The organism is Paracoccus lichenicola (assembly GCF_009708075.1).
Taxonomy (GTDB): Bacteria; Pseudomonadota; Alphaproteobacteria; order Rhodobacterales; family Rhodobacteraceae; genus Paracoccus; species Paracoccus lichenicola.
Window position 1 is genome coordinate 101,607 of the sequence record NZ_WMBT01000010.1, and the last position, 14,961, is coordinate 116,567.

At 68.8% G+C, this 14,961-nt stretch carries 12 protein-coding genes; 7 read left to right on the forward strand and 5 right to left on the reverse strand.

Going from position 1 to position 14,961, the window contains the following annotated elements:
• Window positions 1–7 precede the first annotated feature (7 nt).
• A complete protein-coding gene (locus GIY56_RS14680; protein WP_154765602.1) occupies window positions 8–922 on the forward strand; it encodes a PhnA-like protein in 915 nt (304 codons plus the stop codon).
• Window positions 923–1,119: 197 nt separating this feature from the next.
• Here GIY56_RS14680 and GIY56_RS14685 read toward each other — a convergent pair whose 3' ends face one another.
• A complete protein-coding gene (locus GIY56_RS14685) occupies window positions 1,120–1,326 on the reverse strand; it encodes a transketolase C-terminal domain-containing protein (protein ID WP_230312545.1) in 207 nt (68 codons plus the stop codon).
• Window positions 1,327–1,497: 171 nt separating this feature from the next.
• Here GIY56_RS14685 and GIY56_RS14690 point away from each other — a divergent pair, with 171 nt between their 5' ends.
• From GIY56_RS14690 to GIY56_RS14705, 4 genes are all read left to right on the forward strand, one after another.
• The gene (locus GIY56_RS14690) at window positions 1,498–2,541 is read left to right on the forward strand and encodes a sugar phosphate isomerase/epimerase family protein (RefSeq protein WP_328288570.1); all 1,044 of its coding nucleotides are present in this window, start codon (window positions 1,498–1,500) and stop codon (window positions 2,539–2,541) included.
• Between the two features lie 159 nt (window positions 2,542–2,700).
• A complete protein-coding gene (locus tag GIY56_RS14695; protein WP_154765603.1) occupies window positions 2,701–4,404 on the forward strand; it encodes a dihydroxyacetone kinase family protein in 1,704 nt (567 codons plus the stop codon).
• 298 nt (window positions 4,405–4,702) lie between these two features.
• A complete protein-coding gene (locus tag GIY56_RS14700; RefSeq protein ID WP_230312547.1) occupies window positions 4,703–4,957 on the forward strand; it encodes an ABC transporter ATP-binding protein C-terminal domain-containing protein in 255 nt (84 codons plus the stop codon).
• Window positions 4,954–5,673: an ABC transporter ATP-binding protein gene (locus tag GIY56_RS14705; RefSeq protein ID WP_154765604.1), complete on the forward strand. Its 720-nt coding sequence runs from the start codon at window positions 4,954–4,956 to the stop codon at window positions 5,671–5,673. Before GIY56_RS14700 ends, GIY56_RS14705 begins: the two co-directional genes overlap by 4 nt.
• A 67-nt stretch (window positions 5,674–5,740) precedes the next feature.
• Here GIY56_RS14705 and GIY56_RS14710 read toward each other — a convergent pair whose 3' ends face one another.
• Entirely contained in the window at window positions 5,741–6,373 is a 633-nt protein-coding gene (locus tag GIY56_RS14710; protein WP_154765605.1) for a TetR/AcrR family transcriptional regulator, read from the reverse strand.
• A gap of 149 nt (window positions 6,374–6,522) precedes the next feature.
• On the opposite strand from GIY56_RS14710, the gene hpbA reads away from it, so the two are divergent.
• The gene (gene hpbA / locus GIY56_RS14715) at window positions 6,523–8,559 is read left to right on the forward strand and encodes an N-methyl-L-proline N-demethylase HpbA (RefSeq protein WP_154765606.1); all 2,037 of its coding nucleotides are present in this window, start codon (window positions 6,523–6,525) and stop codon (window positions 8,557–8,559) included.
• Between the two features lie 143 nt (window positions 8,560–8,702).
• Here the strand turns inward: hpbA and GIY56_RS14720 are convergent, their stop codons facing one another.
• Genes GIY56_RS14720 through GIY56_RS14730 form a run of 3 tightly spaced genes read right to left on the reverse strand, consistent with a single transcriptional unit; the run spans window position 8,703 to window position 13,618 of the window.
• Window positions 8,703–11,813: an efflux RND transporter permease subunit gene (locus GIY56_RS14720; protein ID WP_154765607.1), complete on the reverse strand. Its 3,111-nt coding sequence runs from the start codon at window positions 11,811–11,813 to the stop codon at window positions 8,703–8,705.
• Window positions 11,814–11,822: 9 nt separating this feature from the next.
• Window positions 11,823–13,007 carry an efflux RND transporter periplasmic adaptor subunit gene (locus GIY56_RS14725; RefSeq protein WP_154765608.1) on the reverse strand — a complete coding sequence of 395 codons (1,185 nt, stop codon included), beginning with the start codon at window positions 13,005–13,007 and terminating at the stop codon, window positions 11,823–11,825.
• 23 nt (window positions 13,008–13,030) lie between these two features.
• Window positions 13,031–13,618 (reverse strand): TetR/AcrR family transcriptional regulator, encoded by a 588-nt coding sequence (locus tag GIY56_RS14730; RefSeq protein WP_154765609.1) that lies wholly within the window; start codon window positions 13,616–13,618, stop codon window positions 13,031–13,033.
• A gap of 265 nt (window positions 13,619–13,883) precedes the next feature.
• Between GIY56_RS14730 and GIY56_RS14735 the strand changes: the two genes are divergently transcribed.
• Window positions 13,884–14,933 carry a LacI family DNA-binding transcriptional regulator gene (locus tag GIY56_RS14735; protein ID WP_196053641.1) on the forward strand — a complete coding sequence of 350 codons (1,050 nt, stop codon included), beginning with the start codon at window positions 13,884–13,886 and terminating at the stop codon, window positions 14,931–14,933.
• Window positions 14,934–14,961: the final 28 nt, after the last annotated feature.

The window sequence follows — 14,961 nt, forward strand, 5'->3', positions numbered from 1 at the left end:
TCCACAGATGAGCTATTCTTCCGGCGAACCCCCCCTGTCGGCCGGGACCGTCCACACCCATCCGAGCGTGTCCGAGGACGCCCACACCATCATGGTCAACAAGGTCTCGTGGGGCGCGATCTTCGCGGGCGTCGTGGTGGCGCTGGTGGTCCAGGTGCTTCTGACCATGCTGGGCGTCGGCATCGGGCTTGCGACGCTGGATCCCGGCACCGCCGACAACCCGGCCGCCTCGACCTTCTCGATCGCGGCGGGCATCTGGTACGTCGTCTCGGGCATCATCGCGTCCTTCGCGGGCGGCTATATCGCCGCGCGGATGTCGGGCAAGACCGTGCCCACCACCGGCGCGCTGCACGGCCTGACCACCTGGGCCTTCACCACGCTTCTGGTGCTGTATTTCCTGTCCACCACCGTGGGCAGCCTTGTCGGCGGCGCCTTCAGCGGCATTTCCAGCGCCATCGGCGGCGTCAGCCAGACAGTCGCCCAGACCGCCGCGCCCGCGCTCGAGAACATCAACCCCCTGGACGAGATCGAATCCCAGGTCCGCGCCACCGGCAACGACCCCGAGGCCCTGAACACGGCGGCGGTGAATGCCGCGCGCGCCCTCGTGACGGGCGACGAGGAAGGCCGGGACGAGGCCCGCCAGCAGGCGGCGCAGGCCCTTGCCAATGCCCGCGGCATCCCGGTCGAGGAAGCGACCCAACAGGTCGCCCAGATCGAGCAGCGCTATCAGCAGACGGTCGATCGGGTCCAGCAACGCGCGACCGAGGCCGCGGACGCCGCCGCGACGGGGGTCTCGACCGGCGCGATCCTGGCCTTCGTGGCCCTGGTCCTGGGCGCCATCGCCGGCTGGCTGGGCGGCCGGTCGGGGGTCGTGCATCCGGTCTATGCCGACCGCGTGATCCCCACCCGCCGCCAGATCTGAGGCAAGGCAATGAAACCGAAGGCCCCGCCCCCCGGCGGGGCTTTTCCATGCCGTCCGGCCTGTCGACGGCCGCGATGGGGACGTGCTGCCCCGAGGGCCGGGCCTTTCGCCGCCAGGCAGGGACCGGACGCCCATCGCGCCGGGACCGAGAAAACCGGGGGCCTGCCGCGCGACCTGCGTTGCGCGGCAGGCGTTCGTCACAGCCAGCCCTTGATGCTGGCCGCGATGGCCGAGGCCGAGATGCCGTAGCGGTCGTGCAGCGTGGGCAGGGCGCCTGCCGCCAGGAACGCGTCCGGCAGGCCGACATGGCGGAACTTCGGGGCGACGCCTGCGCGCAACAGGACGCCCGCGACCGCCTCGCCCAGGCCGCCGATGACGGTGTGGTTTTCCACAACCACGACCATGCGGCCGGTCCTGCCCGCCTGCGGATGCGGCGACCACGATGCAGCGCGGGCTGATCGCGGACAGCGAAAGGAAGTTCTTCGACCAGTTCAGCGCCGACCCGAACCTGAAGGTCAACGAGCTGGACAAGGAGGCCTTCCGCGCCGCATCCGCCCCCGGGGCCGGTCGAGGCCCTGCCCGAGATGTTCGACCGGCGCGGCAAGCAGGCGCTTTACGTCCTGGCCCAGCTTTGCGTGATCGGCGGCAATGCCGTCGTGATGGTGGTGGCGTTCCAGGTGGGCAACATGTCCTGGATCGACCTCAGCCCCGTGCTGGGCCTGCCCGCCACCTACAGCTATTTCGCGCTGTCCGGGGGCGCCGCCCTGGTGATCCTGGCCACGCTGGCCATCACCGTCCGCCTGGTGAAACTCGGCCTGGGCAGCTATGCCTTTCGCTGGTCCATCGGCATCAAGGACAGGCAGCCCCCAACGCCCATGACGGCGATGGAGGTGCTGGAGATCGCGCACCGTCACGGCCTGTCCGTCGTGCAATATGCCGACAACCTGCCGCTGGACCGGCTGTCTGCCGAAGACCACCGGGCGCTGAAGGCGCGGGCGGACGGATACGGCATGACGCTGGAACTGGGCACGCAAGGCTTCAATGCCGCCGAACTGGCCCGCTACATCCCCATCGGCCAGCGGATCGGGTCGAATATCCTGCGCGTGGCGCTGGATGCCGAGGACGCGCTGATCCCGGTGCCCGATCTGGCGGCGCAACTGCGCGAACTGCTGCCCGACGGCAAGGCGGCGGGGTTGCGCTTCGCCATCGAGAACCACTTCGACTATCCCTCGCCCCGGATGGTGCAGCTTCTGGACGCGGTGGCCGACGACGCGCTTGGCGTCTGCCTGGACGTGGCCAATTCGATCTGCGCGGGCGAATGGCCGATGCAGACCGTGCGGATGCTGGCGCCCCATGCCATCAACCTGCACTTCAAGGATTACCGGATCACGCCCGACCCTTACGGCGTGGGCTTCCGCATCCACGGCACGCCCCTAGGCCAGGGCCGCGCCGAACTGGCCGAGGTTCTGGACGCGCTGGCCCATTGCGACCCGGACATGAGCGTGATCCTGGAACACTGGCTGCCCCCGTCCGACGACATGGAGGCCACGCGCGCGCTGGAACACGAATGGCTGGACCGCACCGTGGCGGCGGCCAGGCGGCTGTTGGCGGGGCGGTAGGCCGGGGCCGGCCTTGCGACCGCGCCCTTGCCGGGGGGGCGCGATCAACAGGCGGGCTTTGACAGCCGCTTCCCGGTGGACCATCACAACGGCCGCGGCCCGGGCGTCTGCGCCCGCAACCGCGACCGCATCCGACAGATCACGAGGGGGGATCCGCACATGACACAGGTTTTCGACGCGCCCGACCGGTTCGCCGAAACGGCCTTGCAGGGCTTCTGCGCCGCCAATGCCGACCGCGTGCGCGCCGTCCCGCATGGCGCGGTGCGCGCCGCGCCGGGGCCGCGCGGCAAGGTGGCGCTGCTGGTGGGCGGCGGGTCGGGGCATTACCCGGCCTTCCTGGGCTATGTCGGCACCGGGTTCGCCGACGGGGCGGTGGCGGGGGATGTCTTCGCCTCGCCCTCGGCCGCGTGGATTTACGGCGTCGCCAGGGCCGCGAACCGGGGCGGCGGGGTGATCCTGGGCTTCGGCAACTATGCGGGCGACGTGCTGAACTTCGGCGCGGCCGCCGAACGCCTGCGGGCCGAGGGGATCGACGCGCGCCTCCTGGCCGTGACGGATGACGTGGCCAGCGCGGGGGCGCATGAGCGTTCCAGGCGGCGCGGCGTTGCGGGCGATCTGGCCGTCTTCAAGATCGTCGGCGCGGCGGCCGAGGCGGGCCTGGACATGGACGCGGTGATGGCCGTGGGGGCCAAGGCGAACGGGGCCACGGTGTCCTTCGGCCTGGCCTTCGACGGCTGCACGCTGCCCGGCCAGGGCAAGCCGCTGTTCACGGTGGATGCGGGCCAGGTGGGCATGGGCCTTGGCATCCATGGCGAGCCGGGCATCAGCACGCAGGCGATGATGCCCGCCGCCGATCTGGCGCGCACGCTGCTGGCACCGCTGCTGGCCGAACGCCCCGGGGACCATGACGGGCGCGTGGCCGTGATCCTCAACGGCCTGGGCCGCACGAAATACGAGGAACTGTTCGTCCTGTGGCATCACCTGACCGGGATGCTGGCGGACGCCGGCCTGACCCCGGTGGACCCCGAGGTCGGCGAATTCGTCACCAGCCTGGACATGGCGGGCTGTTCGCTGACCCTGACCTGGCTGGACGATCAGCTTGAAGGCTACTGGCGCGCCCCCGCCGACGCCCCCGCCTTCCGCAAGGGCACCGTCGCGCGGCCCCTGGACGCCGAGGCGGTGGACGCGGGCACCGAGACCGCGACCGCGATCGCCCCCGGCAGCGCCGCCTCGCAAGAGGCCGGTCGCCGCGTGGCCGCGCTGATCGGCCATGTCGCGAATGCCCTGGCCGATGCCGAGGAGGAACTGGGCCGCATCGACGCCCAGGCGGGCGATGGCGACCACGGGCAGGGCATGGCGCGCGGGTCCGCCGCCGCCGTGGCCGCTGCCGAAAGGGCGGTTATGGCGGGGGCAGGGGCGGGCACGGTCCTGTCGCGGGCGGGCGATGCCTGGGCGAACCGCGCGGGCGGCACCTCGGGCGCGCTGTGGGGCGTGGCGCTGCGGGCGTGGGGCCAGGCGCTTGGCGATGCCGGCAAGCCCTCTGCCCGAACCGTCGCGCAAGGCGCGCGGGCGGCGCAGGATGCCATCGTCCGGCTGGGCGGCGCCAAGGTCGGCGACAAGACCCTGGTCGATGCGCTTGTGCCGTTCGTTCAGGTGCTGGACGAACGGGTTGGCGCGGGCGAAACCCTGGGGGTGGCCTGGGCCGCCGCCGCCGCCCGCGCGACCGAGGCCGCGGACGCCACCGCCGGGCTGGTCCCCCGTCTGGGCCGCGCGCGTCCCCTGGCGGAACGCAGCCTGGGCCACCCGGACGCGGGCGCGGTGTCGCTGGCGCTGTGCGCCCGCGTGGTCGGCGCGAACCTTTGAGCCTGCTGCCGGGCGCCCTTGCAGGACAAAGACGCGTCCGGTCACGGGCCTGAACGCAGCCTTGCCAAGCTCTGACCCACATTCACCCCCCGGCGGGGCGGTATCCTGCTTGCAATCGTTTCGGCGCCCCCTCTAGATCGTGTGGGATCCTTCAAATCCGGCGCGGCGCTCGAAACGGAAGCGGTGCCCTCGGACAGCAAGCCAGTCGCGCGCAACGGCATCGTCCCGTGCGCCCACGCTTTCCACCCCTTATCGAACTCCGAGAAACTGGGGGTCGCGTCCACACGCAGCCTTGGCCATGGACCCGAAGATCGTCCTTTTGATGGCCGGGCTGAACGAGACCGAGGTCCGGGAAATCGTCGATCTCGTCCTGCGGCTGAACAGGCTGGGCACGACCTTTCTCGTGATCGAGCACAACCTGAAGGTCGTGCGCGCCTTTGCCCGGCGGGTGCTGGTGCTGAACCGCGGCGCCCTGCTGGCCCAGGGGACCGCGGACGAGGTTCTGGGCGATCCCGCCGTGATCGAAGCCTATATCGGAAGGACATCGGCATGAGCGGGCTTCGGCTGACGATCAGCGACCTGTCGTCCGGCCATGGCCAGATCCGGGTGCTGCGCGACATCTCGTTCAGCGTGGCCGAGGGCGAGGTGTCCGCCATCGTCGGCGCGAACGGCGCGGGCAAGACGACGCTTTTGTCCACGATCGCGGGGCTGATCCGGCCCACCGGGGGCAGGATCGTCCTGGGGGATCGCGACATCACCCGCCTGCCGGCGCATGTGCTGCCGGGCCTTGGTCTGGCGCTGGTGCCGGAAGGGGGGCGGCTTTTCCCGTTCATGTCGGTGCAGGACAACCTGCAACTGGGCGCCTATGGCGCGGTCTCGAGGCGGGAATCCGCAAGCCGCATGGAGGAGTTGATCGCCATCTTCCCGATCCTGGGCGAAAGGCGGACCCAGCTTGCGGGACGATTGTCGGGGGGCGAGCGCCAGATGTGCGCCGTCGCCCGCGCCCTGATGAGCCGGCCGCGGTTCCTGATGCTGGACGAACCCTCGGTCGGCCTGTCGCCCCTGATGACGGAAAAGGTGCTCGACACGGTGACCGCCCTGGCCCGGCGCGAGACGCTGGGCGTGGTGATCGTGGAACAGCGCGTGACCGAGGCCCTGGAGGTCGCCGACACGGCGCATGTGCTGGACCATGGCCGCATCGTGCAATCGGACCGGGCCGAGGTGCTGCGCAACGACCGCCGGATCCAGGAAACCTACATGGGGCTTTAGCGTTGCGCGGTGCTGCCGTCGCGGCCATGTGACGGCCGCTCCGCCAAGGCGAGGCATGACGGTGCGGTCAAGCGTACAGGCGGCGGATGCCCGCGTTGAAGCGCGCGATCTCGCGCGGCTCAGGCTCGCGGCCCGCGTAGATCTTCACGTACATCGGAATACGCTCCAGCCGCGTCTCGATGTCTTCCCGGGCCTGCATGGAGATATAGCCGATCTGCACCAGATAGACCGTGCGCGCCCGCACGTCGGCCTCGGCCTCGTCATGGCCCCAGCGGGCCATCATCCGGGACAGCGCCCCAAGCCGGGCCTCGTCGGCGGCCTTGACGCGGGCGGCGGCCCGTTCGTCCTGCAAGGCCCAGCTGCGCACCGCGAATTCCAGCCGCGAATCGAAGACGTTCGCCGACAGGAAGCAGGTCAGGACGTTCAGCATCGCCTCGGACACGCTTTCGGCGTATTGCGTGGTGGCATCCACCAGGGGCCGGGTCGTGCGGTCCTCCCAGCCGTCGATCAGGGCGGCCAGCAGCGCCTCTCGATCGGCGAAGAACCAGTAGAAGCTGGTGCGCGACAGGTTCAGCCGCTTGGCCAGGGGCAGGATCTTCACCGCGTCGATGCCGCCCTCGATCAGCGCCCGATAGCCGGCCTCGAGCCAGCCTTCGCGCGATCCGCGCCATCCGGTATCCGCTGCATTCGCCTGATCCATGATCCCCTGGATAGGCTGTCGCGCCCCTGCCGGCAAGCATCGCATCCAACCTTGAACGCCTTGCGTTCACCCATGTTTTATAACTTGACAGGGCTGAACATTCCGGGAAACATCGCCGGCACGCAAATCCCCCCTTTCGCAGGCAGATCATGTCCAACGACCCCCTCTTGCAGCCCTATCGGTTGAAGCACCTGACGCTTCGCAACCGGATCATGATCACCAGCCATGAACCCGCCTACCCCGAGGACGGGATGCCCAAGGACCGTTACCGCGCCTATCACGTGGAACGGGCCAGGGCGGGGGTGGCGCTGACCATGACGGCGGGGTCTGCGTCCGTGTCGCGCGACAGCCCGCCGGTCTTCAACAACATCCTGGCCTGGAAGGACGAGGTGGTCGGCTGGATGCGCAAGCTGACCGACGAATGCCACGATCATGGCTGCGCCGTGATGATCCAGCTGACGCATCTGGGCCGGCGCACCCGTTGGGACAAGGCCGACTGGCTGCCGGTGGTCTCGCCCAGCCACGAACGCGAGGCCGCGCACCGGTCCTTCCCGAAGAAGATGGAGGATTGGGACATCGCCCGCATCATCGGCGATTACGTCGATGCGGCGGAACGGATGAAGGCGGCGGGCCTGGACGGGCTGGAATTGCAGGCCTATGGCCACCTGATGGACCAGTTCTGGTCGCCGCTGACCAACGACCTGGACGGTCCCTATGGCGGCTCCCTCGACAACCGGCTGCGCTTCACCTTCGACATCCTGCGCGGCATCCGCGACCGCTGCGGGCCGGATTTCATCCTGGGGGTGCGCTATACCGGCGACGAATGCCTGGCGGGCGGGTTCGATGCCGGGGACGGAATCGCCATCTCGCACAAGCTGAAGGACAGCGGGCTGGTCGATTTCCTGAACGTGGTGCGCGGCCACATCGACACCGACGCGGGCCTGACCGACGTGATCCCGGTGCAGGGGATGCGCAACGCCCCGCATCTGGAATTCGCGGGTGCGATCCGGCGCGCCACCGATTTTCCCACCTTTCACGCCGCCAAGATCCCCGACGTGCCGACCGCGCGCCACGCCATCGCGGCGGGCCTGGTGGACATGGTCGGCATGACGCGCGCCCACATCGCCGACCCGCACCTGGTGCGCAAGATCGTCGAAGGGCGCGAGGACGACATCCGCCCCTGCGTCGGCGCGAACTATTGCCTGGACCGCATCTATCAGGGCGAGCTGGCCTTCTGCCTGCACAACGCCGCCACGGGGCGCGAGGAAACGATGCCGCATGTGATCCCGGCGGCGCCCATCAGAAAGCGCGTGACCATCGTGGGCGCCGGTCCCGCCGGCATGGAGGCCGCCCGCGTCGCCGCCGAACGCGGCCATGCCGTCACCGTCTTCGAGGCCGCCGACCGGCCCGGCGGCCAGATCCGCCTGACCGCGCTGCAGGAACGCCGGCGCGAGATGATGGCGATCATCGCCTGGCGCCAGGCCATGTGCGAGCGTCACGGCGTGACCTTCCGCTTCAACACCGTCGCCGAGGCGGGCGACGTGCTGGCCACCGATCCCGACGAGGTGATCATCGCCACCGGCGGCCTGCCCCATACCGAGGTTCTGACAGAGGGCAACGACCTTGTCGTCTCGGCCTGGGACATCCTGTCGGGCGACGTGAAGCCGGGCGGCGACGTGCTGATCCATGACGACGCGGGCGACCACGCGGCGCTGCAAGCCGCGGATCTCATCGCCGCGACCGGGGCCAGGGTGGAAATCGTGACGCCCGACCGCGCCTTCGCGCCCGAGGTGATGGCCATGAACCTGGTCCCCTACATGCGCAGCCTTCAGGCCCGCGACACGACCTTCACCGTGACCTGGCGGCTGCAATCGGTCGCGCGGGACGGCAACCGGCTGCGCGCCACCCTGGGCAGCGATTACGGCGGGATCACGCGCGAGCGGATCGTGGATCAGGTGGTCGTCAACCACGGCACCCGGCCGCTGGACGAATTGTATTTCGACCTGAAGCCCCTGTCCTCGAACGGGGGCGAGGTCGATTACGAGGCGCTGACCACCGGCGGATTGCAAGACGTGCGCACCAATCCCGGCGGCGCCTTCCGCCTGTTCCGCATCGGCGATGCGGTGGCCGCCCGCAACACCCATGCCGCGATCTATGACGCGCTGCGGCTGGTGAAGGACATCTGAGCCGGGACGATCCTCGTGCCCGGGAAGCGGGCATCGGGGACGTGGGACCGCAGCGGCCCGACATGGCCCAAGGCCGGCGGCAGCGGTCCGAAGGGACAGGGGCGGGATCGACGGACCCCGCCCGCGAAGGATCGGCCCGGGGATCAGGCAACGGCGGGTTTCGCGGCTTTCCGGCGCGTCCGGCTGAACAGGCCCAGCACGAAGACGAAGAACACCGGCACGAAGAACACCGCCAGGATCGTGGCCGAGACCATGCCGCCGATCACGCCGGTGCCGATGGCGTTCTGCGACGCGGCCGATGCGCCCGTGGCGATGGCCAGCGGCACCACGCCCAGGGTGAAGGCCAGCGAGGTCATCAGGATCGGGCGGAAGCGCAGCTTGGCCGCCTTGACCGCCGCGTCGATCAGGCTCATTCCTTCTTCCCGCAGATCCTTGGCGAATTCCACGATCAGGATCGCGTTCTTGGCGGACAGACCGATGATCGCGATCAGGCCGACCTTGAAATACACGTCGTTCGGCATGTCGCGCAGCATCACCGCCGCGATGCAGCCGATCACCCCCAAGGGCACCACAAGCATCACCGACAGCGGGATCGACCAGCTTTCGTAAAGCCCCGAGAGCAGCAGGAAGACGAACAGGATCGACATCGCGAACAGGATCGTCGAGGTGTTGCCCGAGCTGATCTCCTCCAGCGTCTGGCCGGTCCATTCATAGGCGAAGCCCTCGGGCAGTTCGGCCGCCAGCCGCTCCATCTCGGCCACGGCGGCGCCCGACGAGAAGCCGGGCAAGGCGTTCCCGGCGATCCGCACCGCGGGATAGCCGTTGTAGCCCACCACCTGGCTGGCGCCCTGGCTCCAGTCCACCGTGGCAAAGGACGAGAACGGCACCATGCCGCCGTTCGCGTTGCGCACGGTCAGGTTCAGGATGTCCTCGGCCTGCATCCGGCTTTCTTCCTGCGCCTGCACGATCACGCGCTGCATCCGGCCTTCGTTCGGGAAGTCGTTGACATAGGCCGACCCCAGGTTCGCCGACAGCGTCTGGTTGATGTCGGCAAAGGCCACGCCGAAGGTCTGGGCCTTGTCGCGGTCGATCAGGACCGAAACCTGGGCCGCCGCCGGCATCCCCTCGACCCGCAGGCCGGTGACGACGCCGCCGGTCCCCGCCTCGGCCATCAGTTGCTGGGCCGCCGCGGTCAGGGCCTGCTGGCCGTTGCCGCCGCGATCCTGCAAGCGGAAGCTGAACCCGCCCGAGGTGCCGAAGCCCGGAATGGCCGGGGGCGACAGCGAATAGATCTGCGCGTCCTTGGTCCCGAACAGGGCCATGTTGGCGTCGTTGGCGATCTGGCTCGCGCTTTGGTCGCGTTCGGACCAGTCGGTGAAGGTGATGAAGGCCAGCCCCGCATTTGGTCCCTGCCCCGAGAACGAAAAGCCCCGGATCCCCACGACGTTCTCGACCGCCGGGTTCTGGCCGTAATGGGTCTCGATCACCTGGATGGCGGCGTCGGTGCGCTGCGAACTGGCGGTGGGCGGCGTCTGGATGTCCGAAAGGATGAAGCCCTGGTCCTCGTCGGGCAGGAACCCCGTCGGCAAGGCGGTGAAGCCAAGGCCCGTCAGCACGACGATGCCCGCATAGACCAGCATCACCAGCCCGGTCCGCCGGGTCAGCATCGACACGCCGCGGCCATAGCGTTCGGTGGCCGCGTCGAAGCGGCGGTTGAACCAGCCGAAGAAGCCCTTCTTCTCGTGATGGCCCGTGACGGGCTTGAGGAAGGTCGCGCACAGCGCGGGCGTCAGCGTCAAGGCCAGAAAGGCCGAGAACAGGATCGACACCACCATCGTCAGCGCGAACTGGCGATAGATGATCCCGGTCGCTCCGGGAAAGAAGGCCATGGGGATGAACACGGCGGCCAGCACCAGCGTGATGCCGATGATCGCGCCCGAAATCTCGTTCATGGCCTTTTGCGTGGCCTCCTTGGGGGGCAGGCCTTCATGGGCCATGATCCGCTCGACGTTCTCGATCACGACGATGGCGTCGTCCACCAGGATGCCGATGGCCAGCACCATCGCGAACATCGTCAGCACGTTGATGGAAAAGCCCGCCACCAGCATCACCGCGACGGTGCCCGCCAGCGCGATCGGCACGACGATCGTCGGGATCAGCGTGTAGCGGAAGTTCTGTAAAAACAGGAACATCACGACGAAGACCAGGACCACCGCCTCGACCAGGGTGTGGATCACCTTCTCGATGGATTTTTCCACGAAGGGCGCGGTGTCATAGGGGATCGCATAGTCGATGCCCTCGGGGAAGAAGGCCGACAGCTCCTCCATGGTGGCCCGCACCGCCTCGGAGGTCGCCAGCGCGTTGCCGGTCGAGGACAGCTGGATGCCCACCGCCGCCGTCGGCTGGCCGTTCAGGCGCGAGGCGAAGGTATAGGTGTCCGCCCCCACCTCGATCCGGGCCACGTCGCGCAGCCGCACGGTCGAGCCGTCGGTGTTGGCGCGCAGCACGATGTCGCCGAATTCCTCGGGCCGGGTCAGCTGGCCCCGCACCAGCACGGTTGCCGTCAGCTGCTGGTTCACCGGATTGGGATCCGCGCCGATCTGGCCCGCCGCCACCTGGGCGTTCTGGGCGCGGATCGCGGCCGACACGTCGGCAGGCGACAGGTTCAGGCCGGTCAGCTTGTCGGGGTCGAGCCAGATCCGCAGCGCCTCCTCGGACGCGAAGACCTGGGCGCGGCCCACCCCGTCGATGCGGCGGATCTCGCCCACGACGTTGCGGTTGATATAGTCGCCAAGCGCCACGTCGCCCATGGACCCGTCGGTCGATGTCAGCGACACCATCATCAGGAAGCCCGCGCCGGCCTCCTCGACGGTGACGCCCTGGTCCACGACCGTTTGCGGCAGCACGGGTTCGACCCGGCTGACGGCGTTCTGGATATCGACCTGGGCCGTGCCGACATCCGTTCCGGGTTCAAAGGTCGCCGTGATCGAGATCGCCCCCGACACGTCCGAGGTGGATTCGAAATACCGGATGCCTTGGATGCCGTTCAGCTCCTCCTCGATCGGCTGGGCGACGGATTGATACATCTCGGTCGGCGAGGCGCCGGTATAGACGGTCGAGATCTGGATCTGCGGCGGCGCGACCTGCGGATATTGCGCGATCGGCATCTGCGGCAGGGCGATCAGCCCCGCGATGACGATGAAGATCGCGATCACCCAGGCCAGGACCGGGCGAAGAATGAAGAATTGTGCCATGCTGCGGTCTCAGCCCTTGGTGTTGGCGGCCTGCGCGGCAGGCGGGGCGGATGGTTGGGCATCCGCCCGGGGCTGCGCGCCCACGGGTTCGGGAACCACCTTGGCGTCGGGATAAAGCTTTTGCGCGCCTTCGACGACCACACGCTCGCCCGGCTGCAAGCCTTCCTCGACCAGCCAGCCGCTTTCCGAGGTCCGGCCCAGGGTCAGGTCGCGGCGCTCGACGGCATCCTCGCCCTTCATCACGTAGACGAAGGCCTGGCCGTTGGTGTCGCGCTGGACCGCCATCTGCGGGATGCTCAGCGCGTCCTTGCGGACCGCCTGTTCCAGCCGGGCACGGACATAAAGGCCGGGCAGAAGCATTCCGTCGGGATTGGGAAATTCCGCGCGCAGGGTGATCTGACCGGTCGAGCTGTCAACGCTGGCTTCTGAAAACAGCAGCTTGCCCGGATGGGGGTATTCCGACCCGTCGTCGAAGAACAGCCGCACCTGCGCCTTGTCGGGTTCGGCCATCATCAGTTCGCCCGTGGCCCGCGCGCGTTGCAGCGCGAACAGCTCCGAGGACGATTGCGTCACGTCCACATAGACGGGGTCAAGCTGCTGGATGGTGGCCAGGATGTCGGTCTGGGCCGTGACCAGCGCGCCTTCGGTCACCAGGGCGCGGCCGACGACGCCGTCGATCGGGGCCGTCACGTCGGTATAGCCCAGGTTCAGCCGCGCTTCCTGCAGGCTGGCATCGGCGATGGCCACGTCCGCATCGGCCTGGGCCAGGGTGGTGGCGGCGTTTTCCAGTTCGACCCCGGCGGTCACGCGGCGCTCGCGCAGCGCCTCGGTCCGGGCCAGCTGGTCCTGGGCGTTCCGCCGCGTCGCCTCGGCCCGTCGCAGGGTGGCCTCGGCGCTGGCCACGCGCACGGCATAGGGGGCCGGGTCGATCTTGTAGAGAACGTCGCCGGCCTTCACCACGGAGCCTTGGGTAAAGATCCGCTCGACCACGATGCCGCCCACGCGGGGCCGCACCTCGGCGGTGCGCGTCGCGGCCACGCGGCCGGGAAGCTCGTTCACGACGGGCAAGGGTCGCGGGGTCATGGTCAGCACGCTGACCGGCGTGGGCGGCATGTCCTGGGCGGTCGCGCGCGACGCCAGCGGCAGGGCCAGCATCGCCGCAAGAAGCCCGGGCAGAAGTCGTGATCTGTGCATGATCGGTCTTTCGGAAAGGAGGGTCATGTATCGGAAGGGGCGGAGGAGGCGGCAGACGCCCCCTTGTCGGTGTCGAGAGTGTCCACGAGACCGTCGAGCAGTTCCTGACGGGTGATCTCGTCAAAGCGGTGAAGGCCGAAGCATTCCAGGAAGAACAGGCCGTGGACCGCCAGAAGCACCTGCAGCATCCTTGCCCGGTCTTCCGCATCCGCCGCGACGCGCTGCGCATCCTCGGCCAGGGACGCGCGCATCAGGTCGCGGCATTCGGCGTGTTCGCCCATGCTGGCGCTGATCAGCATGGTGATCGCCACGTCGTCGTCCGTGGGCGCGTCGCGCGCCATGTCGATCATCGCGCGCAACCAGGCGTTGGGCCGTCCCGCATGGGCCTGGAGGGCTTCGTCGAAGCGCGCGCGATACTGGCAAAGCTGATGCCGCGTAAAGGCCGCCAGCAGCGCGGCCTTGCTGCCGCAGTCGTAAACGACGCTGGACTTGCTGATGCCGACTTCCCTGGCCACGGCGTCGATGCTGAGACCGCTGACCCCCTCGCGCCGGGCCACGCTTTCCACGGCCCCCATGAGGGCATCCCGGTCGATGGTACGCTTTCGTCCCATAGCCACCTCGAATCAATAGTCGAACGTTCGTTTATGAATTGGGGCAGGATCGGTCAAGGTGCAACGAACGTGATGGCCAGGGGCGGCCCGGCAGGACACGGGACGCGGCTTGAAAAGCCCGCCATGCCGGTTTCTTGTGCATCGAACGGCCCGCGCGCCCTTGCACCGTGCATTCCGGGCCTGCGTCAAGCCGGCTGGAAAGCCGCGGGGAAAACCTGCATTCCTGGACCGGCAGGATGGGTGCCGGACGGGGAAAGGATCCTTGGTGCACGAGCCGGAAAAGAACGCGAAGCGGTCTCGCGCCACGCTGGCGGACGTGGCGAAGAAGGCGGGCGTCAGCCTGGCGACCGTTGACCGGGTTCTGAACGAACGCGGGCTTTACAGCGCCGCGACGCAGGACCGGGTTCTTGCCGCGGCCCGGTCGCTTGGCCTGAGGCGGATCCTGCCGGCGCGGCATCTGAAGAACCTGCATGTCGAGGTCATCCTCACCCGTCCCGATCTGCCCCTGAACCAGAGGTTCGGCGACGAGTTCGAGGCGCTGAACCAACTGACGGGCAAGCTGGTCACGATCCACCGCAGTTTCCTCAGGAACGACGATCCGCTTTTGCTGGCGCGCCGCATCCGCGAGACGGCGTGCGACGGGATCGTGGTGAACGTCGAGGCGCACCCGGAAATCCACCGCGCGGTTCACGACGCGAGCGGGCGCGGCAAGGCGGTCGTGACCATCATGTCGGATCTGCCCCGGTCGGCGCGGCTGGCCTATGCGGGCATCGACCACCTGTCCGCCGGACGCAGCGCGGCGTTCTTCATGGCCAAGATGTCCCCCCGTCCGGGCGGCGTCGTCGTGCTGTGCAACCACCTGGGATACCAGGGCCACAGGGACCGTGTCCGGGGGTTCCTGGACAGCCTGGACCAGCACGGCGCCGGCCTGGACGTTGCCGCCGTGGTCGAGGGGCAGGACGATCCCGACATCTCGGAACGCAAGCTGCGCCGGGTGCTGGGGGAACGGCCCGACATCGTGGGGATCTACAACACGGGTGCGGCGAACCGCGCGGTCGCGGCGGTGATCCGAAGCGGCGTCCTGGCGCAGCCGCCCGTCTTCATCGGCCACGAACTGACCCCCTTCACCCGCACGGCCCTGCGCGACGGAACCATGACGCTGGCCATCGACCAAAGCCCGGAATTGCAGGCGCGGCTGGCCGTGGACATCCTGATGCGGCACTTCGGGATCCTGGACGCCGAGGAGAAGTCCGTGCCCCTGCGCCCCGAAGTGCCTTTCGTCCTGTTCGGCCCGGAAAACCTGCCCAATCGCTGATGGCTGATCGGCCGCCCCGGATGAGGGA

Bases quoted from the DNA above. Each gene is read 5' to 3' on its own strand.
- GIY56_RS14680 (WP_154765602.1), top strand. From the start codon at position 8: ATGAGCTATTCTTCCGGCGAACCCCCCCTGTCGGCCGGGACCGTCCAC.
- GIY56_RS14685 (WP_230312545.1), bottom strand. From the start codon at position 1,326: ATGGTCGTGGTTGTGGAAAACCACACCGTCATCGGCGGCCTGGGCGAG.
- GIY56_RS14695 (WP_154765603.1), top strand. From the start codon at position 2,701: ATGACACAGGTTTTCGACGCGCCCGACCGGTTCGCCGAAACGGCCTTG.
- GIY56_RS14700 (WP_230312547.1), top strand. From the start codon at position 4,703: ATGGACCCGAAGATCGTCCTTTTGATGGCCGGGCTGAACGAGACCGAG.
- GIY56_RS14705 (WP_154765604.1), top strand. From the start codon at position 4,954: ATGAGCGGGCTTCGGCTGACGATCAGCGACCTGTCGTCCGGCCATGGC.
- GIY56_RS14710 (WP_154765605.1), bottom strand. From the start codon at position 6,373: ATGGATCAGGCGAATGCAGCGGATACCGGATGGCGCGGATCGCGCGAA.
- hpbA (WP_154765606.1), top strand. From the start codon at position 6,523: ATGTCCAACGACCCCCTCTTGCAGCCCTATCGGTTGAAGCACCTGACG.
- GIY56_RS14720 (WP_154765607.1), bottom strand. From the start codon at position 11,813: ATGGCACAATTCTTCATTCTTCGCCCGGTCCTGGCCTGGGTGATCGCG.
- GIY56_RS14725 (WP_154765608.1), bottom strand. From the start codon at position 13,007: ATGCACAGATCACGACTTCTGCCCGGGCTTCTTGCGGCGATGCTGGCC.
- GIY56_RS14730 (WP_154765609.1), bottom strand. From the start codon at position 13,618: ATGGGACGAAAGCGTACCATCGACCGGGATGCCCTCATGGGGGCCGTG.